This window comes from Litoreibacter sp., assembly GCF_039974535.1.
In the GTDB taxonomy this organism is placed as follows: Bacteria; Pseudomonadota; Alphaproteobacteria; order Rhodobacterales; family Rhodobacteraceae; genus Litoreibacter.
Genome location: NZ_JBDWIU010000011.1, coordinates 379,864 through 402,786, shown reverse-complemented (window position 1 = coordinate 402,786; position 22,923 = coordinate 379,864). Strand labels below are relative to the sequence as shown.

Sequence of the window (22,923 nt, the reverse complement as noted above, 5' to 3'; positions counted from 1 at the left end):
TGCTCCGACAGGAAGTGTTTCCCCGGTTCATGGGTTTGTTGCGAGACCGTTGATTTCTACAATTTTGTTTCCGCCGTCATCAATAAAGGCAACTGTGAGGTGAGCTCCCGCTCCAAGAATCGCGTGCTCGCCAATTTGAATTGTGTACGTTGGTTCAGTCATTACGATATCCTTTTATCTCTCCGCTCGCGTCAAAACATACGGGTAGAAATTGCTTCCGCCCAACACCTAATCCGGGTGCGTTTTTATTTTCAATATAAACCCAAGGGTACTTTTTATAAGTTTGCGTTCTTCGAACATCATCATTTCCGGTGCCTGTAAAATCATCATGGTTCAGGCAAACTTTTGCAGGCTCCAATAATACCGACACCTCGACAGGGAAATCCATAGTAGAGATTGGCTGGCTGGGTTTGTAGTTAATAGTATAGCGAATTTGACAAGTGTCGCTCACCTTGGGCTCTAATTGCCAAATGTCTTTGGCAATTTCAGACAGGGTATTCACGATTAAGTCTCTGTATCTGCCCGGTTTCAAGTCGGAAGCGTACGATCTAGTTATGTTTTCATAATTACCGGCACTGCAGCCATTTATGGCTGGCGTGAGATTGGCGCTTTGGATGGAGAGAGTCGTGCATCCTACCAAAAAAAGCAGAAGCAATACGAAGGAAAAGTATCGTTTCATAAAGTACATTCGGACCACCATTCTTGCCTAGGTAAAATCTTTCACAAAGTTATATTTTTTGTCACGTTCAATCTATGAGAGACGGTTCAATAGCTCATGCTATCTGCCCTCCCAGAAGAATTGGTAGGTTTTTGAGCGGTTTCCTCTAAAGTGTGTTAAGTAAACGACCGCTAACTTGATACACTGCGCCACAGTTGGAGCCGACATTCATGCGAAGTACAGCATTTCGTAGAGTGGGCTCCAAGCCCTCATCGTAGCAGCCAATCAACACCTCAGCGCAGACCGCATTGCTAAAAAAGCCTTGGGTCGGCTCAAACTAGTTGCGTCTACGGGTTGAACGGGGCTTTTTCTTCAGCATCGGCTTCTCGTTGTCTTCGCGCATGCCGAGTTGTTCGCGTAGCACGCGGCCTTTGACCTCTTCGACTTCGCCACGCTTCAGATCGTTCAAGCGGAACGGGCCATAGCTGATACGGATCAGGCGGTTCACTTTCAGGCCGACCTCGCCCATCGCGCGGCGAATTTCGCGGTTTTTGCCTTCGCGAATGCCGACAGTCAGCCAAGCGTTGGCCCCTTGCTGGCGGTCAAACTCAACTTCCATGGGTTGGAACTTTTCACCCTCAGACACCACACCGCGGCGCAATGGCTCCAGCGTGTGGTCTTCCGGCGTGCCGTTCACCCGCACGCGGTATTTGCGCAACCAACCCGTGGAGGGCAGTTCCAACTGCCGCTTCAACGCGCCGTCATTGGTCAAAAGCAACAAGCCTTCGGAGTTGATGTCCAAGCGTCCAACGCTGACCACACGGGGAAGCTTGCCGCGCAACGCGTCAAACACGGTCTCGCGGCCTTTCTCATCGGATTCGGTTGTCACCAAATCCAGGGGCTTGTGGTAGCGCCACAGGCGGGTGGGTTCCGGCTCGGCCACGGGTTTGCCATCGACCACGATCTCATCGTCGGATGTGACGTTGAGGGCGGGGGACATGATTTGCTTGCCGTTGACGGTCACGCGGCCAGCTTCAATCATAGCCTCCGCGCCACGACGCGATGCAAGGCCCGCGCGGGCCAGAACTTTTGCGATACGATCGCCTTTGGGTGTGTCATTGCTCATATATGGGGGCCTACGCCCTTGGCGTGGCGTTGTGAAGGGGGTATCCGAAGTCATGGTGTTTACCTCGCATATGGATTTGGCGCTGAAAGAGGCGCGATTGGCCGCTGACCGCGGCGAAGTGCCTGTGGGCGCGGTGCTGGTGTCGCCTACGGGTGAGGTATTGGCCGCCGCGGGAAACCGGACGCGGGAATTGAACGACCCTTCAGCCCACGCCGAGATGCTTGTGGTGCGCGGTGCCTGTGCCGCGCTGGGCACGGAGCGCCTGACGGGCTGCGACCTCTACGTTACGCTGGAGCCCTGCGCCATGTGCGCGGGCGTGATTGCGGCGGCACGAGTGGCGCGGGTGTATTACGGCGCGTCGGACCCAAAGTCTGGCGGCACGGCGCATGGGGCGCGCGTGTTCTCGCATACACAAGCCCACCACACACCCGAGGTCTACGACGGCATTGATGCTGAGGCCTGCGAAGCGGTGCTGACCGAGTTCTTTGCAGCGCGGCGTTAGGACGATGGCAACTTTCTGCCTGCCCTAAGGGAAAGACCGTTCACAAACGCGAATTCTTTTGCTATGCACCCATTGTGCAACCAAGCAACTAAGAGGAGGGCACATGATGACTACTGATCTACGCGCCCCGTCTCCTTGGTTCGGCCTTGTGATGTCCCAACACGCATACGCGTTTGACGGCGCCCGAGCCTGAAGCACCGCCGGCACAATTTGTGCCACCCTTTCCACATTCTAAACCAACCACTTCGATAGCCCGACCACACGCCGCATTTCTGCGTCCCGTGTTTGGGGGTCGATCAATCCAGAAAGGCCCCACCACGCATTTTTGCATGGGGGACAGTGACTAAAATGAATGCATTACCAATTGAGCCAAACACGCCCTTGAAGGACACGCTTGATGATCTGATCAGCGATTACGGCCTGCGCCATGTGGTGCTGGCCTTGCTGAGCAGGTTGGCCAAGCGGACAAGGCCCCCGGATACCAAGGTCGAGCTGAGGGCAAAAGATGTGCGCCAGCTTGACCTATTGAGTGATCATCTTCGGGCGGATCTGGGCTTGCCGCCTGCATCGCCCTGTAGGACGTATGTCGATCTGCATGCGCTTTGGATCCGGTCTCATTAGGGGCAAATGTGGGGCGGCGTGATCCGCCCCACAACTGAGACGCTTGAAGCCTGTCAAACGCGGCGCTAAACGGGGGGCAAGTTTGGCTAGGAGATATTCATGTCCATCGACACCGCAACCGCCGCCCGAGTGGCAAAGTTGGCCCGCATTGCCGTGCCGCAAGACGACCTGCCGAAGCTGGCTGATGAGCTGAACGGCATCATCAACTTCATGGAGCAGCTCAATGAGGTGGATGTCGAGGGCGTGGAGCCGATGACATCGGTTACCCCGCAGCGCCTGAAGCGCCGCGAAGATGTGGTTACAGACGGATCGCAGCCGCAAGCCGTGATGAAAAATGCGCCAGATGCGCGTGAAGGGTTCTTTGCTGTGCCTAAGGTGGTTGAATAATGTCTGATCTGAACAAACTTGGAATTGCCGAAGCCCGTGACGCGTTGCGCAAAGGCGATGTGACATCCGTAGAGCTGACAAACGCTTGCCTTGGGGCAATTGAAGACGCCGGCACGTTGAACGCCTTTGTGCACAACACTCCAGACATCGCCAACACCCAAGCCGCCGCCGCCGATGCGCGGATCAAGGCAGGGGATGCGCCAGACATGTGCGGCATCCCGTTGGGAATTAAGGATTTGTTCTGCACCAAAGGTGTGGCGGGTCAAGCGGCCTCGCGCATTTTGGAAGGATTCAAGCCCGAGTATGAAAGCACCATCACGCAGCAATTGTGGGATGCGGGATCGGTCATGTTGGGCAAGCTGAACATGGACGAATTCGCCATGGGATCGTCCAATGAGACCTCCGTTTACGGCGACGCGGTTAACCCGTGGAAGGTTGACGACCGCAAGCTGACACCGGGTGGCTCTTCGGGTGGTTCGGCCTCGGCTGTGGCGGCTGACTTGTGCATGGCGGCAACAGGGACCGACACTGGCGGCTCGATCCGCCAGCCTGCGGCTTTTGTGGGTATCACCGGTTTGAAGCCGACTTACGGTCGCTGCTCGCGCTGGGGTGTGGTGGCGTTTGCATCGTCGCTGGATCAAGCGGGCCCGATGACCAAATCCGTGCGCGACGCAGCGATTATGCTGGGTGCTATGGCAGGTCATGACGCGAAAGATTCGACAAGTGCCGAATTGGCTGTACCGGACTTTGAAGCGGCTTTGAGCGGTGACATTCGTGGCAAAAAGATCGGTATCCCAAAAGAATACCGCATGGACGGCATGCCCGAAGAGATTGAACAGCTTTGGACGGACGGCACCGCAATGCTGAAAGACGCAGGCGCTGAGATCGTTGATATCACCTTGCCGCACACGAAATATGCGCTGCCCGCTTACTATGTGGTAGCGCCTGCGGAGGCGTCCTCCAACCTTGCGCGCTATGACGGCGTGCGGTTTGGCCACCGTGCCAAACTGGGTAAGGGCGACGGCATCACGGAGATGTATGAGACAACCCGCGCCGAAGGCTTCGGCCCTGAGGTGCAGCGCCGTGTAATGATCGGCACTTATGTGCTGAGCGCAGGCTTCTATGACGCATATTACAATCGCGCCCGTAAGGTTCGCACCTTGATCAAGAAAGACTTCGAGGACGTGTTCGCCGCTGGCGTCGACGCGATCTTGACGCCCGCGACCCCATCGGCGGCTTTTGGCCTAGGAGAGATGAAAGACGCGGATCCGGTGCAAATGTACCTCAACGATGTCTTTACGGTCACAGTCAATTTGGCAGGCTTGCCGGGTATCTCTGTACCCGCAGGGCTAGACAAACAAGGGCTTCCACTTGGGTTGCAACTGATTGGCCGTCCTTGGGAAGAGGGCGATTTGCTGAACACGGCCTATGCGCTGGAGCAAGCAGCCGGATTTGTGGCGAAACCCGCCAAATGGTGGTAATCTCCCAAGCAAGTTAGAAAATATGAGGCGTATGATGCGTAGTTTGTTTGCAGTTTTAGTTGTTGCTGGTGTTGCCGCTTGTTCGCCCACCGTGCCTGACAGTGGTACGGGCGTTGGATTTGACAATTACGACACCTATCTGTCGCAACAACAAGCGAGGGATGCCGAATTGCGCGCGCAAAATGGGGGGCGGCAATCGATCGCGCCTGCATCGACTGATGTGCCGACCAATGGCAACGCAACCACCGCTGCGCAACAGACGGCGAATGACGCCGTCGCGGCCGTTCGCTCGCCATCTGGGCAGATCGCTCGCGGTGAAAGCGTTCCCGCTGGGATCGAGAACACTTCGCCCAATGCGCCGAACCTGAACAACCCGTCCATTTCTGACGAGCAGGACTTCCAAGCGGTGTCCAGTCGTCAAAGCATTGAGAGCGACGCGGAGCGCCGTCTTGCCCAAAGTGCGGAATACCAAGTGATTGCGCCGAAAGCGGTTCCAAACCGACCGGGCAGCCGGATACAAACGCCAATTCAGTTCGCCTTGGCCACGAGCCATCCTATTGGGCAAAAAGTGTACCGCCGCTCTGTGTTTTCGGCCAGTAAGGCACAGAAAGCCTGTGCGAGCTACAGCTCGTCCGAACTGGCGCAAGATGCGTTCTTGAAGGCTGGCGGTCCGCAAAAGGACAAGCTGGGTGTCGATCCTGATGGCGACGGCTACGCCTGTGGCTGGAACCCGGGCAAATATCGCGGCGTTGCCAACCGAGGCTAGGGGCGTGACCCCCGAATGGTGTCCCTCGCCAAACTTTGGCGATCGCAAAGATGGCCTAACCCCTAAGCTTGTGGTTCTGCATTACACGGCCATGGAGAGCTGTGAGGCGGCGTGCCGGACCTTGTGCAATCCCGACAATGAGGTGTCTGCGCATTACCTGATCCGTAAGGATGGGCATGTCATTCAAATGGTCGAGGAAAGCAAACGTGCGTGGCACGCAGGGGCTGGAACGTGGCAGGGGCGTGGGGACGTGAACTCGCGCTCCATTGGGATCGAGATGTCGAACACTGGCGTGGTGCCGTTCTCTGCGCCATTGATGAACAGCCTTGAGATCTTGTTGCGCGGCATCATGGCGCGTTGGGATATTCCGGCCTCGGGCGTGATCGGGCATTCGGACTTTGCACCGGGCCGCAAGATTGATCCGGGCCGCAAATTTGACTGGCAGCGGCTGGTGCGCGGCGGGATGGCAGTTTGGCCTGATGCGCCGGATGCATTGGATGCGGAGGTCGACATGGCGCGTTTCAACACTGCGGCCACCTCATTTGGCTACCCCATTGATGTGGATGCTGAGACGAGGCTTGCAAGCTTTAGGCTACGGTTCAATCCAACGGCTTCGGGGCCGCTATCCGTGCGCGATGTTGCCATGGCCGAGGCTTTGGCCCGCGACTTCGGGATTGACCAAGACATCGCCGAGGCGTAGGCGGGGCCTTGCGCGGAGGGCCGGATGACCGCGGGCCGCAAGGCTCGAGGAAAGTCCGGACTCCACAAGGCAACGGTGCCGGGTAACGCCCGGGCGGAGCAATCCGACGGAAAGCGCCACAGAGAAGAAACTGCCCCCGTATATCGGGGGTGAGGGTGAAACGGTGGGGTAAGAGCCCACCGCGCCGCTGGCAACAGGGGCGGCAAGGCAAGCCCCACCGGGAGCAATGCCAAATAGGAACCGCGTGAAGGCCTCGGTCTTCGGGGATGCTTTGTCCCCAGCAGGTTCGGGTTGGCAGCTAGAGGGCTACGGGCAACCGTGGCTTTAGAAGAATGGTCATCCAGAGGGGGCAACCCCTTGGACAGAATCCGGCTTACAGGCCCTCCGCGCATATTCGACTTGATCAAAATGAGCCGCTTTCGCGGCCCACCTTTGTTTGATTTGGCAGTCCCTTGGACGTGGGGCGGCTTATTTACCCAGTGCAATGCCCTCGCGGCGCGGATCAGCCCCGCCCAGCAAGCCGTCTTGGGTGATCGCAATGGCATGGATGCCTGAGGTCAGGGCGCGCGCGTTGGTCTCAAAACCCAATTCGGTGAGTGGTGCTTCGAGTGCCGTTGCCGCCGTGCCTTCTTCCAGATCATAAGTGCCGAAGCGGTTCACCAAGTGGGGCAGGGAGATCGCGGCTTGCGGGTCTAGGCCCCAATCGAGATGCGCCACGATGGTTTTTGCCACATACCCAATGATGCGCGACCCGCCCGGAGATCCCACCACCAGCACAGGCTTGTCGTCTTTGAGCACAATTGTTGGCGACATAGAGGAGCGAGGGCGTTTGCCCGGCTCTATGCGGTTGGCAATTGGGACACCGTCTGAGTGGGTCTTGAAGGAGAAATCCGTCAACTCATTGTTCAGCAAGAACCCACCGGGGGCCATCAGGCGCGACCCGAAGCCGTTCTCGATGGTGGTTGTCATGCTGAGCGCGTTGCCGAATTGGTCAACGATTGAGATGTGGGAGGTTGAGGGCAGCTCTATGCTTTCGTCGTCAGCCCAGAGCAGCGCGTGATCAAACGGCGGCTCACCGGCAGAGACCTCCGTTAGGGCCTTGTCATTGCCTAACAGGGCGGCACGAGAGGCGAGGTAGTCGGGGTTAACCAATCCTTTCGTGGGCATTGGCACATAGTCGCTATCAGCCATGTAACGGCCGCGATCTGCGAAGGCGAGACGCGAGGCGTCACCGATCAAGCGCCATGCCTCTGGGCTGTCTTTGCCCAACGCCGCAAGATCATAGCTGTCGAGCATTCCCAAGATTTGCCCAACGGTCAACGCACCTGAGGAGGGTGGCCCCATGCCGCAAATATCATGGCTGCGGTAAGTGGCGCAAACGGGCGCGCGTTCTTTGATCTCGTAGATGGACAGGTCGGTCAGGGACAAGACGCCGGGATTGCCTTGCGCGTTGTTCACCGTGTCCACGATGCCTTTGGCGACATCCCCGGTATAGAACGCCTCGGCTCCGCCGCTTGCGATGGCACGCAGGGTTTGCGCGTAGGGCGCGTTCGTGAGCGTGCTGCCCTCAGCTATCGGAGCTCCATTGGGGAGGAAATAGGCAGCGGTTCGCGGGAAGCGACTTAGGCGTTCTTGGTCTGACGCCACAAGAGAGGCGAGGCGCGGTGACGTCGCAAAGCCATCTTCGGCCAATGAGATAGCGTCATCAAAGAGCATTGGCCAATCAGCGGTGCCCCACTTGGCGTGGGCCGCTTCCATCAAAGCGGGCGTGCCGGGGGTGCCGACCGAAAGGCCGCCCACGACGGCGTCGAAAAATTTCAATGGCTCGCCGGCATCGTCTTGGAACAGTCGCGGTGTCACGGCGAGAGGGGCCGTCTCCCTGCCGTCCAGCGTCGTCATCTCGCCTGTAGCACCGTCATACCAGACCAAGAACGCCCCACCGCCCAAGCCGGAGCTTTGCGGCTCCACAAGGCCTAGCACGGATTGAACCGCGACCATCGCGTCCGCTGCAGTGCCGCCGCCCGACAGGATTCGCGCGCCCGCCCGCACCGCCAATGGGTTTGCGGCTGAAATCATCCAATCCGAGGCTGCTACGGGAGCACCGCTTTGTTTGGTTTCTTGGGACGTGGCGGCCTCGGGCGCGAAGGCGTCGGCGGCGTCTTGTGAGGCGGCGGGAAGAGCCGCGAGTATCATGGGTAAAACTGGCAATAGGCGCATTGGGTAATTCCTTTATCCGGTAAATACAGACTTTATTAATGACTTTAGCGAGAAGTTTGGCAAGTGAGGAAGGGCTGACCTGCTTTCGCGGTTGACTCGGCCCACCAAGCGCGTAAAAGGCGGCTTCAACAGTATTTCCGAGCACCCAATTCAGGTGTGCTCGACCCAGAGGAGAAGTGAGATGGCGAAGCCAACCACGATCAAAATCCGCCTGAACTCGTCCGCTGGCACGGGCCACTTCTATGTGACCAAAAAGAACGCCCGCACCATGACCGAGAAGATGGTGGTGCGCAAATACGATCCCGTAGCGCGCAAGCACGTTGAATACAAAGAAGGCAAGATCAAGTAAGATCTGCTGACCTTTGAAGAGACACAAAAAGCCGCGCCATTGAGCGCGGTTTTTTGCTTTTTGGAGGTTGGGATTCGGGGTTTGGATGGGGGCGAGGTTTGGTCATCGGTGAAACCTGAGCAGAAACATTCGTGTAAATCGAATGAGATGCGAAATTTAAGGGATTATCCCTTGATGGACTCAGGGCGCGCCATTACCGTGCCTACAACATATTGGGGGTATTTGACGTGAATAAACTATTACTATTGTCAGTACTGGGTCTTGCTGCCTGCACAGAATCGCGCGGAGTTCATGAGGATTGGGTGGAAGGTGCGCATTTTGCACCAAGTTCGGCTTCAGAATATCATGCGCGTGCCGCACGTGGCGAGCCTGGCGTGTTTCCTGCACCAAGCGGGTACTCGATTTTCACTGAACAACAACGCATCGCATCAGGGGCTGCCGCATCTGATGGAACCATTCGCCAAGGTACGGCATCTTCGCGTACGGGCCAATTCACTGGGCCTGGTCGGACTGAGACCGGCGCTGCCGTTGGGAGCCGAGGTGGCTCGGCCAAACGCGGTACTGCCACGCGCAACAGCCCATTTCGTGCAAACGCGTTGGTTGCAGCTAAGTCGGCAACCAAGGGTGGCAAGCGCGTGAATATCGCGGATACGTCATTGAGGGTCTTCCACATCGATGTAGGGGACACGTCCTATGCGGTATTCCGTAAGCCGGCGTTGAGCGGGGATGTCACCATCGACAGTGCTAAAGGCCCAAGCCTTGCAGCGGCATTGCCGTCGCTGACAGGATGCCAAAGTGTTGCGGGGCCATTCAAGGTCGGGCCAAATGGGCGGTCAAACACACATATGGTTTACGCTTTAAACTGCGGCTAGCTCCTCAGTGAAAGCAAAAAAGGGCCAGCTAATTGCTGGCCCTTTTTTGTTTGTGATGTAGGCGGCGATTACTCGCGGCCACCCATGAACTGCAACAGGAACATGAACATGTTCAAGAAGTTCAGATACAAGCTCAGCGCGCCCATGATGGCGGACTTAGCAAGCCATTCGCTCGCGCCGTGGCTGGCCATCTGGATGTATTCGTTCTTCAAACGCTGCGTGTCGTAGGCTGTGAGGCCCGCGAAGATCAGCAAGCCAAGCGCGGAGATCGCGAATTGAACCGCAGAGGACTGCAAAAAGATGTTCACAATCATCGCGACAGCCAAGCCGATGACGCCCATGATCAGAAAGGACCCCCAACCGGAGATGTCTTTCTTGGTGGTGTAGCCCCAAATGCTAAGCCCAGCGAAGGAGATAGCTGTGACCAAGAAGGTCTGTGCGATGGAAACTCCAGTGTAGACTGCGAAGATGTAGCTGATCGACAGCCCCATCAGAGCAGCAAAGCCCCAGAACACCAGTTGTGCTGCGCCAGCGGACAGACGGTTAATCATTGCGCCCATGCCGAACACAACGACCAAAGGTGCGAACATCACAACCCAACGCAGTGGCGTGCCGAAGATCGCGGCCAGCATTGCTTCATTGGAGCCAACGGCAAATGCCACGCCGCCGGTGATCAGCATTGCGATCGACATCAGGCCGTAAATTTTGCTCATGTGGGCTTTAAGACCCGCGTCAATGGTGGCGGCGGAGCGGCTACCCGCGCCAACAGACCCCATTGTTTCATAATCAGCCATGAAAACTCTCCCATTCAGGCAGGTTGATACAGTGCTTGGCGGACACCAAGCGTGTTATGCACCCAAAATGGGGCAGCGCGCGGCGTTTTTCAAGTTATTCTGGAGCGAATTTGTCATATATCGCTAAGGTTTGTTTAAATCGGTACAGCAGTTGAGTCCTTGATGTTCTCCATGACGAAGCTGGCTGAGATATCTCGCACTGGCACGAGGGCGAGCAGCCGTTTGTAAAACCGGTCATAATCAGGGACGTCGGCAACCTGAACGCGCAGAATATAATCCAAATCCCCACTCATACGGTGCGCGCCCGTTATCTCAGGCAAGGATTTCACGGCTTTATCGAGGGCCGCGATCCATTCAGGCGTATGGTCGGCTGCGCGCATCATAACGAAAACCATCAAGCCTTTCCCCAGCTTTGCGGCATCGACCAAGGCGACACGCCCTATAAGAACGCCGCTTTCCTCTAGTCGTTTGACGCGCCGCCAGCAGGCGTTTCGCGACAGATGTACCTCTGCGGCAAGTGCATCAATGCTCAAAGTGGCATCCCGTTGGAGCAATTCAAGGATTGAGAGATCTGTTTTGTCTGTAATTTCCGTCATGATTGGGATAATATCCCAAAGTTTGTCAAATTGACAGTTCTATTTGAGATGATTTTACCATCCCCTTGAGGCGATACTTGAGGAAATCAAGTTAGGAGAGAGCAATGTCAGACAACATTCATACATCCAGAACCGAGGGTTTCTTCACCGCTATGCGCGCCCATCCTGCCTCAGTTGGTGAGACTTACTTTGGCCATATGCGCTTTGCGTTGCGGTTCTCGGGTTTGCTGTTCGCCGCAGGTGGCGCCGCATTGGTTCATGCGATCTTGCCAGCCCTGTTTGAGACCACCGCAGGTGACATGATCAAGCGGTTAAACGCCATGATCGTTGACAGGCATTGATATGTGCCGATTGGCTGCATGGATTGGGGCACCCGCGCCGCTTGAGAAAATTGTCATTGATCCCACGCATTCGCTTCTGACCCAAAGTCAGGACGCGGCCGAGGCCAAGCTGTCGGTGAACGGCGATGGGTTTGGTATCGCGTGGTACCAAGATGGGGAGGCGCAGCCGGGTTTGTACCGCGATGTCTTACCTGCTTGGTCTGACGGAAACCTGCCGAGCCTGTGCAGGATGATCCGCTCAAAGGTGTTTCTGGCCCATGTGCGCGCGTCCACAGGGGCGGAGACATCTAGGCTGAACTGTCATCCGTTCAGCTATGGGCGGTGGTCCTTCATGCACAACGGTCAAATCGGTGGCTTCTCGCGTATGCGGCGCAAGCTGGAGGCCAGCCTTTCGGACGCGCTTTATGAGCGGCGGCGCGGGAGTACTGATTCAGAGTTGTTGTTTTTGATGATGGTGAATGAGGGGTTGGAGCGTGATCCCAATGGGGCCGTGCTGCGTGTGCTCGACCGAATTCGCGCCGAGCGTGTGTCCGGTGACAAGCCAGACCGGATCACTTGTGTGATGTCGGATGGTGAGAAAATATACGCGTTGCGTCATGCAAGCGATGGCCGCGCGCCGACGCTGTATTACAAAGAGGGTGCGACGGGCACGGTGCTGGCGTCAGAACCTTTAGAAGCGGGCGAGCCTGATTGGCGCGCGTTTGAGTGCGATGCATTGAGCGTTGTGACGAAAAATGGCGCGCAAGTAGAGCACCTGCGCGCCTGCGCCTAAACGCTTATTTCCAATGAACTGGCGCATCCCATACGGGGCGGTTGGCTTCGACCTGCGCCTCATGGCGGGTGAGGCCGAGATCGGCCAAGCGTGTGTCGTCTAGGGCTGCCAAGGCGCGGCGCTGGCGATACAGGTCAATGTAGCCCATAAGCCCGGTTCTAGGTGTTGATGGGCGGGAACATGCGATGGAGGATGCGAAATCGGTCATTGGCTCATCTTTCGTTTCTGTGATGTAAATCCACTTTTGGATCATTTATGTTGATCTATATGTCATGCTGTGCTTCATATGAGAAATGAATGGTTTTGACGCAATGCATCACAGGAATTGATATGGCCCGAAATTTAGACATCACTTCGCTTCGCTCTTTTGTCGCTGTTGCTGACAGTGGGGGCGTCACCAAGGCGGCGGGCTATCTACATTTGACGCAATCGGCTGTGTCTATGCAGTTAAAGCGGTTGGAGGAGGCATTGGATGTCCCCCTTCTGGATCGCTCCAACCGATCCGTGTCCCTTACTGCGCAGGGCGAACAACTGCTTAGCTATGCACGCCGGATGTTGGCATTGAACGATGAGGTCTACACCCGCCTGACTGCAAAGGAGTATGAGGGCGAGATCGTGCTAGGCGTGCCGCATGACATTATCTACCCCTATATTCCACCGATCTTGCGGGAGTTTGCCGCAGATTTCCCCCGTGTCCAGATGCGCTTGGTCTCAGCGCCAACCAAACGCCTGCGCGAAATGTTTGGCAGGGGTGAGTGCGATGTGATCCTAACCACTGAGGAGCACCCCGGGCCGGGGGGCGAGGCCTTGGTGACCTTGCCGCTTGTTTGGATTGGCGCAATTGACGGCACCGCGTGGAAGCAAAAGCCGCTGCCTGTGGCGTTTTGCAAGAACTGCATTTTCAGGTCAGGGGTTTTGAAGCGCCTTGATGATAGCAATAGTGACTGGGATATGGTCGTGGATTCAGATTTGGACAACGCGGTTGAGGCCGTGGTGAGCGCCGATCTGGCCATCCACGCGGCCATCAAGGGCGTGTACCCGCGTCAAACCGGACCGATTGAACATGATGGCGCTTTGCCTGATCCGGGCCAGTCGCGCATTGTCTTGTACATGCAGGCGAAAGACGACCCCGTTTTGACAACGCTGCGCGATATGATCCGCAACACCTATCTGTCAGAATGGTCACCTCAAGATGCGGTTCAGCTTACGGCGTAATCACAACCTTGCCGGTTGAGCGACGCGTGCGCAGCAGCTCAAAGCCCTCGTTGGCCTGATCAAGCGGTAGGGTGTGGCTGATATGGGGGTGGAGTTTGCCAGCCTCATACCACTTTGACAGCTGAGTTAAGCTGTCGGTCAAAACCTGCGGCTTGAAGCGCAGGTAGCCGCCCCAGTAAAAGCCGATGACGTTGATGTTCTTGACCAACAAATGGTTGGCGGCGATTTGGGGGACTGCGCCGGACGCGAAGCCAATCGTCAGCACCCGCGCCTCTGGATTGCAGGCCCTTAGCGCGGCGGTGAACAGATCACCGCCCACAGGGTCATACACCACATCCGCACCTCCCAAGGATTTCACGACCTCACGCAGGTCATCGTCGCCATCTGTATCAATCACGTGGTCGGCACCGGCCTTGCGGCAAATCTCCAGCTTGTCGGCCCCTCGAGCGGCTGCGATGACCGTAGCCCCCATGAGTTTGCCCAACTCCACCGCAGTTAAGCCAACACCGCCCGCAGCACCCAACACCAGCAATGTATCACCGGCTTTAAGCTGCGCACGGTAATCAAGTGCGACATGCGACGTGGAGTAGGCCACCTGAAACGCTGCGGCGTCCTCAAAGCCCATAGCATCGGGCAGGGGGACGCACAGGGAGGCCTTGAAGGTGCCGAATTCAGCCAACCCGCCATATCCGCCAAACACGGCCACTCGGGTCCCAATTTCAGGGGAAGTTACGCCGTCGCCGTGGGCTGCAATGGTGCCGGAGACCTCCATTCCCAGAGTGAAGGGCAAGGCGGGGCGCTCTTGATAGCTGCCTTTGATCATCAGCAAATCACCGAAATTTAGGCCACAAGCTTCGATTTTCACCAAGACTTCGCCGTGTTGGGGTTCCGGCGTGGGGATGTCATTTACAACTGGGGGCTGACCAAGTTCGGTAACCTGAAGGGCGCGCATCGGGATCTCCTGTTTGTCGTTAACTTGAGCCTAACGACACCTAAGCGCCGAGGCCAACGCGAAATTGGCGAGCTCTTTTCGGCGAAGCGATTAATGAATTATTTGTACTATGGCGTGAAAGCTCCTTGGGATTGCAGATCGGGAGGCGCAGATGGCGCATGAGGTTGATATTCATATCGGCAAGCGGTTACGGCATCGACGGTGGATGGTGGGTATGACCCAAGGCGAATTGGCTGGCGCGCTTGGGATACGGTTTCAGCAAATCCAAAAGTACGAATCCGGTTCAAACCGTGTGTCTGCGTCCCGCCTTTGGGATATAGCGCAGGTGCTTGATCTTCCTGTGGGGTACTTCTTTCATGGCTTGGATGGCGGGCTGGAACAGGGGCATGAAGACGCCTCGAAGGCGAATATTGAGGCAAACACACTCATTCGGTTCTATCGCTCCATGCCGGATGTGGAACGGCAGCGCCTGCGCGGTGTGGTGTCCCAGAGTGCCGTTCCTGATGCGGTGTCCCCTTGATCCCAACGCGCCAGCACGCAACAAGGGTGGTAACGCAAAACCACGCTGCATGGGGCCTTCATGGACAAATCACGACAAGACGAATTGCTCAAGCTGGCACACCGGTTAGCCGATACCGCGCGACAAGAGACGTTGCGCTACTTTCGTGGCGGTGGGTTGGAGACATCTAACAAGCTGGAGGACGGGTTCGACCCTGTCACGGTTGCAGACCGCGCCGCAGAGCGTGTGATGCGTGATCTGATCGAGGCGGAGCGCCCTGATGACGGCATTTTGGGCGAGGAGCTTGGCAACAAGGCAAGTACTTCTGGTCTGACATGGGTTCTAGACCCGATCGATGGTACGCGCGGCTATATCTCCGGCACCCCGACGTGGGGGACGCTGATTGCACTGCATGATGGGGCGGAGGTGATCATGGGTATGATTGACCAACCCTACATTGGCGAACGTTTCATAGGTGGGTTTGGGCAAGCGACATTTACGGGGCCGCACGGTGGCAATGTGCTTGCGACCTCCCGCGTAGAAAATCTGTCTGAGGCAAAAGTGTTCTCGACCTATCCAGAAGTGGGAACATTGGCAGATGCAAAGGCCTTTGGGGCGGTCGCCAGCAAATGCCAGTTGACAAGGTTCGGCATGGATTGCTACGCCTACGCGTTGCTGGCGGCGGGGCAGATTGATTTGGTGATCGAAGCTGGATTGCAGCCCTATGACATCCAAGGCCCCATCGGGGTGATCGAGGCAGCGGGTGGCATTGTTACCGATTGGACCGGTGGTCCTGCGGATCAAGGTGGGCGGGCCTTAGCCGCCGCCACGCCTGAGTTGCACGCCCAAGCGCTGGCTATATTGTCCACTCATGTCTGAGCTTCTCATTCAATCCGCTCAATCCATTCTCACGATGGACGATCAGCGCCGCGAGCTGTCCGGCGCCGATATCTTGATCCGCGACGGGGCGATTGTTCAGATAGGCGAGGGGCTGCAAACGACGGGGCGCGTGATCGGCGCAAAAGGCTGCGTTGTAACACCGGGCTTGGTGAACACACATCACCACCTCTACCAAAGTCTAACCCGCGCGGTCCCCGGCGGGCAGGACGCCTTGCTGTTTGGGTGGCTGCAAACGCTCTACCCGATTTGGTCGCACTTCGGGCCGGAGGAGATGTACACCTCCGCGCAGGTTGGCTTGGCTGAATTGGCGCTGTCGGGTTGCACCATGACATCCGACCATTTGTACCTGTTTCCCAACGGCTCCACCTTAGATGACACAATCGCGGCGGCGGGGGATGTGGGGCTGCGCTTTCACCCGACGCGCGGCGCGATGAGCATTGGTGAAAGCGATGGTGGGTTGCCACCTGACAGCTTGGTCGAGGCGGAGCGCGATATTCTCAACGACAGCATCCGTGTGGTGGATAGGTTCCACGACACGCGGCCAGAGGCGATGGTGCGTGTGGGCATCGCGCCATGCTCGCCATTCTCGGTGAGCCGAGAGTTGATGCGCGACGCGGCGGTTCTTGCGCGTGACAAGGGCGTGATGCTGCACACCCATTTGGCGGAGAACGATGAAGACGTCGCCTACAGCCTTGAGAAGTTCGGCTGCCGCCCCGGCCAATACGCCGAAGACCTTGGCTGGGTTGGGGAAGATGTCTGGCACGCCCATTGCGTGAAACTTGACGGGGAAGAGATAGATTTATTTGCGCGGACCCGCACAGGCGTGGCGCATTGCCCTTGCTCCAACTGCCGCCTTGGCTCGGGTATCGCACCGGTGCGTGCGATGCGTGACGCGGGCGTGCCGGTGGGCTTGGGTGTGGATGGCTCCGCCTCCAACGACGTGGGCAACCTTATCGGCGAGGCGCGTCAGACGATGTTGTTGCAGCGCGTGGCGCGTGGGGCGGATGCGATGTCTGCACGCGAGGCGCTTGAGATTGCGACGCGTGGCGGCGCACAGGTTCTTGGGCGCGGCGGTGAGTGCGGACAATTGCGCGAAGGCTACCGCGCCGACATTGCGATTTGGGATGTGGGCGGCGTTGAGAGCGCTGGCTCATGGGACCCCGCAGCTTTGCTGTTGGCAGGCCCTACACGGGTCAGGGACTTGATCGTTGAAGGGCAAGAGATCATTCGCGATGGCGAGTTTGCGCGGTTTGATCTTGCTGCTACGATTGCGAGACAAAACAAGTTGGCCAAAAAGCTGGCGGAGCGAATTTAGAATAGAAGGTTAAGAGTATGATGCGTCAATTCTGTGCAATCGGGGCGGTCGTCGGGGCACTAACCGCGTGCACGCCGGACGAGCCGGCCAATTCGCCACCGCCAGTTGCGGGACCTATCACTGCTAGTGCTACGGCGGTGACGCGTGCGGATGTGGGTGCTTTCTTAAATGCTGCGCGCGCCGACAACGGCCTGTCGCCTTTGCGCGCTAACCCGCAATTGGCCGCCGCTGCCCGCGCCCATGCCCAAGACATGGCGCTGGTTGGGTTCTTTAGTCATGGTGGATCAAACGGCTCTTCGGTATCGGACAGAGTGCGCGCGCAAGGGTACAACTTCTGCTTCGTGGCAGAGAATATCGCGCAAGGTCAACAAACGGCGGAACAGGTCATGCAAGGCTGGATGAACAGCCCGGGCCACCGCAGAAACAACCTATCTACAAATGCCGCTGAATATGGCGCGGCCCGCGCAGATGGGGACTATTGGGTTCTGGTGTTTGGCCGCTCGGGCTGCTGAAGATTAAATTTTAGCTGGTTGGCCGCCGACCCAAACGGCCTTGGTTGCGCGATCATCGCCCATCATGATGGTGGGGAAGACGGCCTCCCAAATGTCGCCTGCGCGTTTGCTGCGTTGCTCAATTGCGGGGGTAGAGGCAAGGTCTAGGACCAGCAAGTCAGCCTCCATTCCTGCGGCCAAATTGCCGATTTTCTCGCCCAGATGCAGAACCTCGGCCGAGCCGCATGTCGCCAGCCACATCAATTGCGCAGGGTGAAGCGGGGTACCTTTCAACTGGCTCAACTCGTATGCGGCGGCCATGGTGCGCAGCATAGAGAACGACGACCCGCCGCCCGTGTCTGTCGCCAAGCCTACCCTTTGGCCTTGGGCCTTCATGCGGGCCATCTCGAAGATGCCGGACCCAATGAACGTGTTCGAGGTGGGGCAATGCACCAAGCCTGCGCCAACGTCGCGAAGGCGGGCTTCTTCGCGTTCGGTCAGGTGGATGGCGTGGCCGAATACGGCGCGTGAGCCTAACAGGCCGTGGGTCTCATAGGTGTCGAGGTAGTCGCGGGCATCGGGAAACAGGTCTTTGACCCAAGCGATTTCCTCATGCTGCTCGGAGATGTGGGTTTGCATCAAGCAGTCTGGATGCTCCGCCCAAAGAGCGCCGAGGGCAGACAGTTGCTCTGGCGTCGAGGTCGGGGAAAAACGCGGGGTGATGACGTACTCTAGACGGTCCACGCCGTGCCATTTCTCCAACAGGGCCTTGCTGTCGTCATAGGCAGATTGAGCCGTGTCGCGCAGGGTATCTGGCGCGTTGCGGTCCATGCAGGTCTTGCCTGTCAGTGCCCGCAAACCACGCGAGCGGGCCTCGGTGAAATAGGCGTCGACGCTGGCGGGATGGATGGTGGCATAGCTCAGCGAGGTTGTGGTGCCATTGGACAAGGCGAGATCGAAATACCGCTTGGCAATCTCGGCGGCATAATCGGGGTCGTTTAGGCGCGTCTCCTCGGGGAAGGTGTAGCTGTTCAGCCAGTCGATCAGGCGTTTGCCCCAGCTGGCGACAATTCCGGTTTGCGGGTAGTGCAAATGCGCGTCGACAAATCCGGCCATGATGAGCGCGTCACCATAGTCGATAACGGTCGCGTCTTCAGGAGTGTCCACGCTATCCGCAGGCCCCACCGAGATGACCTTGCCGTCGCGCACGATCACCGCGCCGCGACGTTGAACCGACACCGCATCCTCGAAAGGAACCTCAAAGGGGTCGGCGGAATAGCTGAGGGTTTGGCCCAGCAGAATGTATGTTTCTGTTTTCATGGATTTGTTGGTACAGCGCGGAATTGGCAATGTGAATTGAATATTGCGGCTGTTGCTCATGCGCGGCCTTCGCTATGACATAGGGGAGTTGCACCTCTAGCCTCGGGAGCTTTCACCTCATGGCCGATGATTTGACGGAATTGCCTGACGCAGTTGAAGCCGACTACATGCTAGAGCGGTCTTTAACCGCCACAGTGACCGCAGCTTTGAGCGAGATGGACACTGCAGCAATTGACGCGGCACTTGAGCCACTGCACCCCGCCGACATCGCCGACCTTATAGAGCAAATCAGCCCGAACGAGCGGCGCGCCTTGTTGGGTTTGTGGTCGATGGGGATCGACGGCGAAGTCCTGTCCGAGCTTGATGAGAACCTGCGCGAAGAAGTCATTGGTTACCTACCCAAGGGGGTGCTGTCCGAAGCCGTTCGCGAGATGGAATCGGATGACGTTGTCGATCTTGTCGAAGACCTAGAAGACGACCAGCAGGAGATGATCCTTGGCGCCTTGAAAGAGGTGGATAGGGTCGCAGTTGAGCAGGCCCTGAGCTATCCTGAATATTCCGCGGGTCGCTTGATGCAGCGCGAATTGGTCGTGGCGCCCGAGCATTGGGACGTAGGGCAGACCATTGACTTTCTACGCCAAGACGATGACCTGCCTGAGCAATTCTACCACGTCATTTTGGTCGACCCCGCCTACCACCCAACCGGATATGTCACCTTAGGCAAGCTTCTGGGCAGCCCACGCAGCGTTCTCATGTCGAAGATCGTCGAGGACAGCTTTCGCACCATCCCCGTGAACCAGCCTGAAGAAGATGTGGCCTATGCGTTCAACCAGTACCACCTGATTTCCGCCCCAGTTGTGGACGAGGACGAGCGGCTGGTCGGCATCATCACCATTGATGACGCCATGGTCGTTTTGGATGACGAAGCCGAAGAAGACATCCTGCGTCTTGCGGGGGTTAGCGGCGAGGAGAGCCTGTCGGATAGAACGTTGGAAACCGTGCGGCAACGACTGCCATGGCTGGGCGTGAACTTGGTTACGGCCATTCTCGCAAGCGTCGTGATCGCGCAGTTCGAGGCAATATTGGCGCAGATGGTGGCCTTGGCCGTGCTGATGCCCATCGTAGCCTCCATGGGGGGCAACGCGGGGACGCAATCCTTGACCGTGGCAGTGCGCGCCATAGCAACCAAAGACCTTACAGGATCCAACCTTTGGCGTGTTGTGCGGCGTGAAGCGTTGGCGGGCTTGCTCAACGGTTTGATATTCGCGGTGGTGATGGGAGTTGTCGGTGTGATCTGGTTCGGCACCCCGATGCTGGCGGTGGTGATTGCGGTGGCGATGGTTGTGAATATGGTCGTCGCCGCCTTGGCGGGTATCTTGATCCCGACCGGATTGGAAAAGCTTGGCATTGACCCCGCGCTGGCGTCAGGAGCGTTTGTGACAACGGTAACCGATGTGGTCGGCTTCTTTGCCTTCCTCGGCTTGGCGGCGATGCTGCTGGTTTAGCCTTGCGGCATTTGCAGCGTTAGGGTCCGTCCGCCTTTTGTGTATTTCAACTGACTTTCGCCAATGGCGGCAATGTTCCCACCATCCACGCGATCACCAACACCTACTTTTTTGATGCGCCCGTTTGGCATACGCACCAATGCACTTCGGTTCGAGGACGTCCCAACCACACCGACCAACGCCACTTTCCCTAAGGCAATTGCGTTGTTGTCAGTCGCGGCACGCGCCACGGTGGCACTGACTGCGCCAGTGGGGGCAGCGCGGCTTGCACGTGCAACGGCTGGACCAGTGGCACGGCCAACAGCTGCGGTAGAGGCCGCTGCAGCTTGGTTGCGTTCAGCCGGTTCAGCCCTGCGTGCGCGTGCGACCACCCGCTCAAAGTTACGCGGACGGCCGCCGGGGCGAACAGACCTCGCCACGGCTTGCGCAGTGGGTTTATCGATTTCAGCTTGGGCTGCTGCTTCAGCTGCGGCGCGGGCTTCTTCGGCTAATTCTTCTGCGGCATCGGCTTCCGCTTCGGCCAACGCGCGTGCAATTGCGTCTTCGCGTGCTTTGGCTTGGGCTGACTCTGGGCGCAGTTGAGGGCGAATTCGCGCCAGCTCAGCGGTGGAGCGGCCTGCTTGATTGACGCGTTCAAATTGCTCTTGCAGGTCGGATGGGCGCACGGTTGGTTTGAAGCCCGCCAACCGTTGATCGGCAACGGGCGCGTCCACGGTTTCTTCTTCAGCGACGTCTACGTCCACTTCGGGCTCTTCTAGGGTGGCATCTGCCTCAGGCACCAATCCTTCGGGGCGACGCACAGGCGCGACAGGGGGGCGGCCTGAAAAGACCAAAACGCCGTCGGGGTTTTCGGCCCCTTCAACTGATGGTTGAACCAAGCCGCGCGAGTCCAGACTGCGCAAGATTGATGCGGCTGGCGGGGCAGAAGGTGTTGTGAATTCAAGCGCTTGTGCCGCTGCATCGAGGCTTGATAGGGCAGGGGCATCTTCAACAGTTATCTTAGGATCTAGTGAGCTTTGATACAGGTCATTCAAGTTCTGCGAGAGAGGTGTCGCACGCAAATTAGGGGCAAGTTGCCAAGCGCCTGACGTTGCATAGGCGGTTTCTGCCTCGGTTTGGGTCATCGGCAGGAGCGGCGTAATTTCTTGCGCAGGGGGCTCAATTTCGGCGGTCTCTTCGATGGCCGGTGCCGTGAATTGCTCTTCTATGGATTGCTCTGGCAGTGAGGCGAGGCGTTCGTCATCCTCGGCTGGGATGGTCTCTTGTGTCGGCGCGATTTCAACAACTTCAGTCTCTGGCGTTTCATCTCCAAAGAACCTGAATGCAGAATCTTCTGGTAGAAAATAGGACGAAAGCGCCGCGAAAAGCAGCAAGGCCAAGATTAACAAACCAGTAAGGATTAGCCCCAGAAAACGAGGTTTTCCGGCGGCCTGACGTGCGGCCAACTCGGCGATAGGATCGGCCTCAAGTGTTGCGGCAGCCAGCGCGTCTTCTTCTTTTTTGCTGGCGCGGCGTTCTTTAGCTTTGCGCGCAGTTTCGCGGAGGGTCGCCATCCCGTTTTCAAGGCGCGATGGACCTGAGGGCGCCGACGGCTCCGCAGGTTTTGCCGTTGGGGCAGGGACAATCGCGGGCGGTGCTTTCTCGGTTTTTATGCGAGGTTCAGCGCGGCGGGTTTTAGGCTCCGGAGCCTTAACCTCACTCGTTGGAATGGCAATGCGCGGTGCGCGCGACGAGACTTTCGTGCCAGCTGGGTCCGTCGCTGGGCCAAGGCTTGGCTTGCGACGTGATGAGAAGGCGGCTGGGGGGGTGACGGGAAGATCGGGTTCTTCAACCACATCCTCCACGGTGTTCTCCATGTCCACATCGCTGGCCGCTACGACGGGTTCATCGTCGTCAAACTTAGTGATGATTTCTTCTGGCTCGCTGGGCTCTTCTGGCGCGGGATCTTCGATCTGTGGCGGCTCTGGAGCTTCAATCTTAGCGACGTCTTCAGCAGACAATACAATGAATGCGCCAGCGTCTGTTACACCGTGGCCGCCGATGGAGGGGAGGGGGCCAAGATTTGGCGAGCCGTCAAAATGCGCGGAGTCAGGGAGCGCGGTGAACCCGACAGGGTTGAACCGGTACGGGCCAAGGAAGCCTTCGGCCTCCTCAAGCGTTTCGCGTGCAACCGCGACCACCTGAACCGTGGGCCCGTCGCCTGAGATGTCATAGCTCAATTGCGCCGGAGTGTAGGGCGTGCGCTCTTCTAATGCTTGTTCGACGTCGGCTCTGACATTGCCCTGTGTCTCTATCGTTGCGTATAGCAATTGCGAGGGGGGCAAGATCAGCTTGGTTGTGAAGTCGGGGCCTTCGATGGCCTCGGCCTTGTCACGCAGGGCTACAAGATCAGCACCAAGGTCTGCGCTATCCAATTTTGCGTCAGCAATCTCTACCCAACCAGCGCCAGATGGGTGCCGGTGCAAAAGAACGATGCCGTCCTCGGATAGATTGAGGGCAAAATTTGGTGTCATGCGGGGCGAGCCATGTGATGTGTTTCCTGCA

General features: G+C 57.7%; 26 protein-coding genes and 1 other RNA gene. 17 read left to right on the top strand and 10 right to left on the bottom strand.

The window, feature by feature from the left end:
- Positions 1-27 precede the first annotated feature (27 nt).
- The 3 genes from ABJN86_RS12525 to ABJN86_RS12515 all read right to left on the bottom strand — a co-directional run bounded on the left by ABJN86_RS12525 (position 28) and on the right by ABJN86_RS12515 (position 1,784).
- The gene (locus tag ABJN86_RS12525; protein ID WP_348367551.1) at positions 28-162 is read right to left on the bottom strand and encodes a hypothetical protein; all 135 of its coding nucleotides are present in this window, start codon (positions 160-162) and stop codon (positions 28-30) included.
- Positions 155-502, bottom strand: a complete 348-nt coding sequence (locus ABJN86_RS12520; RefSeq protein ID WP_348367550.1) for a hypothetical protein — start codon at positions 500-502, stop codon at positions 155-157. The genes ABJN86_RS12525 and ABJN86_RS12520 overlap by 8 nt, the downstream gene beginning before the upstream one ends.
- A 493-nt stretch (positions 503-995) precedes the next feature.
- On the bottom strand, positions 996-1,784 hold the full coding sequence (locus ABJN86_RS12515) for a pseudouridine synthase (RefSeq protein ID WP_348367548.1): 789 nt from the start codon (positions 1,782-1,784) through the stop codon (positions 996-998).
- Between the two features lie 52 nt (positions 1,785-1,836).
- Between ABJN86_RS12515 and ABJN86_RS12510 the strand changes: the two genes are divergently transcribed.
- The 7 genes from ABJN86_RS12510 (at position 1,837) to rnpB (ending at position 6,633) form a co-directional block, all read left to right on the top strand.
- Positions 1,837-2,286, top strand: a complete 450-nt coding sequence (locus ABJN86_RS12510) for a nucleoside deaminase (protein ID WP_348367678.1) — start codon at positions 1,837-1,839, stop codon at positions 2,284-2,286.
- A 348-nt stretch (positions 2,287-2,634) separates the two neighbouring features.
- The gene (locus ABJN86_RS12505) at positions 2,635-2,907 is read left to right on the top strand and encodes a hypothetical protein (RefSeq protein ID WP_348367547.1); all 273 of its coding nucleotides are present in this window, start codon (positions 2,635-2,637) and stop codon (positions 2,905-2,907) included.
- 99 nt (positions 2,908-3,006) lie between these two features.
- The gene (gene gatC, locus ABJN86_RS12500) at positions 3,007-3,294 is read left to right on the top strand and encodes an Asp-tRNA(Asn)/Glu-tRNA(Gln) amidotransferase subunit GatC (protein ID WP_348367545.1); all 288 of its coding nucleotides are present in this window, start codon (positions 3,007-3,009) and stop codon (positions 3,292-3,294) included.
- Positions 3,294-4,775, top strand: coding sequence for an Asp-tRNA(Asn)/Glu-tRNA(Gln) amidotransferase subunit GatA (gene gatA / locus ABJN86_RS12495; protein ID WP_348367544.1), 1,482 nt, complete (start codon positions 3,294-3,296; stop codon positions 4,773-4,775). The genes gatC and gatA overlap by 1 nt, the downstream gene beginning before the upstream one ends.
- A gap of 34 nt (positions 4,776-4,809) precedes the next feature.
- Positions 4,810-5,541, top strand: a complete 732-nt coding sequence (locus ABJN86_RS12490) for a hypothetical protein (protein ID WP_348367542.1) — start codon at positions 4,810-4,812, stop codon at positions 5,539-5,541.
- Positions 5,465-6,241 (top strand): N-acetylmuramoyl-L-alanine amidase, encoded by a 777-nt coding sequence (locus ABJN86_RS12485; protein WP_348367541.1) that lies wholly within the window; start codon positions 5,465-5,467, stop codon positions 6,239-6,241. Before ABJN86_RS12490 ends, ABJN86_RS12485 begins: the two co-directional genes overlap by 77 nt.
- 12 nt (positions 6,242-6,253) lie before the next feature.
- Positions 6,254-6,633, top strand: an RNA gene (rnpB, locus tag ABJN86_RS12480) — RNase P RNA component class A.
- Between the two features lie 76 nt (positions 6,634-6,709).
- Here rnpB and ggt read toward each other — a convergent pair.
- Positions 6,710-8,458 carry a gamma-glutamyltransferase gene (gene ggt, locus ABJN86_RS12475; RefSeq protein ID WP_348367540.1) on the bottom strand — a complete coding sequence of 583 codons (1,749 nt, stop codon included), beginning with the start codon at positions 8,456-8,458 and terminating at the stop codon, positions 6,710-6,712.
- A gap of 181 nt (positions 8,459-8,639) precedes the next feature.
- On the opposite strand from ggt, the gene rpmG reads away from it, so the two are divergent.
- Together rpmG and ABJN86_RS12465 are read left to right on the top strand one after the other, a co-directional pair.
- Positions 8,640-8,807, top strand: coding sequence for a 50S ribosomal protein L33 (gene rpmG / locus ABJN86_RS12470; RefSeq protein WP_011454349.1), 168 nt, complete (start codon positions 8,640-8,642; stop codon positions 8,805-8,807).
- A gap of 227 nt (positions 8,808-9,034) precedes the next feature.
- Positions 9,035-9,679, top strand: a complete 645-nt coding sequence (locus tag ABJN86_RS12465) for a hypothetical protein (protein WP_348367538.1) — start codon at positions 9,035-9,037, stop codon at positions 9,677-9,679.
- Between the two features lie 68 nt (positions 9,680-9,747).
- On the opposite strand, the gene ABJN86_RS12460 is transcribed toward ABJN86_RS12465, so the two are convergent.
- A complete protein-coding gene (locus tag ABJN86_RS12460) occupies positions 9,748-10,473 on the bottom strand; it encodes a Bax inhibitor-1/YccA family protein (RefSeq protein WP_348367537.1) in 726 nt (241 codons plus the stop codon).
- 134 nt (positions 10,474-10,607) lie between these two features.
- Positions 10,608-11,069 carry an Lrp/AsnC family transcriptional regulator gene (locus ABJN86_RS12455; RefSeq protein WP_348367535.1) on the bottom strand — a complete coding sequence of 154 codons (462 nt, stop codon included), beginning with the start codon at positions 11,067-11,069 and terminating at the stop codon, positions 10,608-10,610.
- A 104-nt stretch (positions 11,070-11,173) separates the two neighbouring features.
- On the opposite strand from ABJN86_RS12455, the gene ABJN86_RS12450 reads away from it, so the two are divergent.
- Positions 11,174-11,410, top strand: coding sequence for a DUF6356 family protein (locus ABJN86_RS12450; RefSeq protein ID WP_348367534.1), 237 nt, complete (start codon positions 11,174-11,176; stop codon positions 11,408-11,410).
- A gap of 1 nt (position 11,411) precedes the next feature.
- Positions 11,412-12,182 (top strand): class II glutamine amidotransferase, encoded by a 771-nt coding sequence (locus ABJN86_RS12445; RefSeq protein ID WP_348367533.1) that lies wholly within the window; start codon positions 11,412-11,414, stop codon positions 12,180-12,182.
- 4 nt (positions 12,183-12,186) lie between these two features.
- Here ABJN86_RS12445 and ABJN86_RS12440 read toward each other — a convergent pair whose 3' ends face one another.
- Complete coding sequence (locus ABJN86_RS12440; RefSeq protein ID WP_348367531.1) at positions 12,187-12,390, bottom strand: DUF1127 domain-containing protein; 204 nt, start codon at positions 12,388-12,390, stop codon at positions 12,187-12,189.
- A gap of 122 nt (positions 12,391-12,512) precedes the next feature.
- Between ABJN86_RS12440 and ABJN86_RS12435 the strand changes: the two genes are divergently transcribed.
- Positions 12,513-13,397, top strand: coding sequence for a LysR family transcriptional regulator (locus ABJN86_RS12435; RefSeq protein ID WP_348367530.1), 885 nt, complete (start codon positions 12,513-12,515; stop codon positions 13,395-13,397).
- On the opposite strand, the gene ABJN86_RS12430 is transcribed toward ABJN86_RS12435, so the two are convergent.
- Positions 13,387-14,349, bottom strand: a complete 963-nt coding sequence (locus ABJN86_RS12430) for an NADPH:quinone oxidoreductase family protein (protein WP_348367528.1) — start codon at positions 14,347-14,349, stop codon at positions 13,387-13,389. The two genes, ABJN86_RS12435 and ABJN86_RS12430, sit on opposite strands and share 11 nt — an antisense overlap.
- A 151-nt stretch (positions 14,350-14,500) precedes the next feature.
- Here ABJN86_RS12430 and ABJN86_RS12425 point away from each other — a divergent pair, with 151 nt between their 5' ends.
- Genes ABJN86_RS12425 through ABJN86_RS12410 form a run of 4 tightly spaced genes read left to right on the top strand, consistent with a single transcriptional unit; the run spans position 14,501 to position 17,575 of the window.
- On the top strand, positions 14,501-14,869 hold the full coding sequence (locus tag ABJN86_RS12425; protein WP_348367527.1) for a helix-turn-helix transcriptional regulator: 369 nt from the start codon (positions 14,501-14,503) through the stop codon (positions 14,867-14,869).
- 60 nt (positions 14,870-14,929) lie between these two features.
- A complete protein-coding gene (hisN, locus tag ABJN86_RS12420; protein WP_348367525.1) occupies positions 14,930-15,727 on the top strand; it encodes a histidinol-phosphatase in 798 nt (265 codons plus the stop codon).
- Positions 15,720-17,063, top strand: a complete 1,344-nt coding sequence (locus tag ABJN86_RS12415; RefSeq protein ID WP_348367524.1) for an 8-oxoguanine deaminase — start codon at positions 15,720-15,722, stop codon at positions 17,061-17,063. The genes hisN and ABJN86_RS12415 overlap by 8 nt, the downstream gene beginning before the upstream one ends.
- Positions 17,064-17,080: 17 nt before the next feature.
- Entirely contained in the window at positions 17,081-17,575 is a 495-nt protein-coding gene (locus tag ABJN86_RS12410; protein ID WP_348367523.1) for a CAP domain-containing protein, read from the top strand.
- 3 nt (positions 17,576-17,578) lie between these two features.
- Here the strand turns inward: ABJN86_RS12410 and guaD are convergent, their stop codons facing one another.
- Complete coding sequence (gene guaD, locus ABJN86_RS12405; RefSeq protein ID WP_348367677.1) at positions 17,579-18,874, bottom strand: guanine deaminase; 1,296 nt, start codon at positions 18,872-18,874, stop codon at positions 17,579-17,581.
- A gap of 119 nt (positions 18,875-18,993) precedes the next feature.
- Between guaD and mgtE the strand changes: the two genes are divergently transcribed.
- Positions 18,994-20,379 (top strand): magnesium transporter, encoded by a 1,386-nt coding sequence (gene mgtE, locus ABJN86_RS12400; protein ID WP_348367521.1) that lies wholly within the window; start codon positions 18,994-18,996, stop codon positions 20,377-20,379.
- On the opposite strand, the gene ABJN86_RS12395 is transcribed toward mgtE, so the two are convergent.
- Positions 20,376-22,892 carry a hypothetical protein gene (locus ABJN86_RS12395; protein WP_348367520.1) on the bottom strand — a complete coding sequence of 839 codons (2,517 nt, stop codon included), beginning with the start codon at positions 22,890-22,892 and terminating at the stop codon, positions 20,376-20,378. The two genes, mgtE and ABJN86_RS12395, sit on opposite strands and share 4 nt — an antisense overlap.
- Between the last annotated feature and the right edge of the window lie 31 nt (positions 22,893-22,923).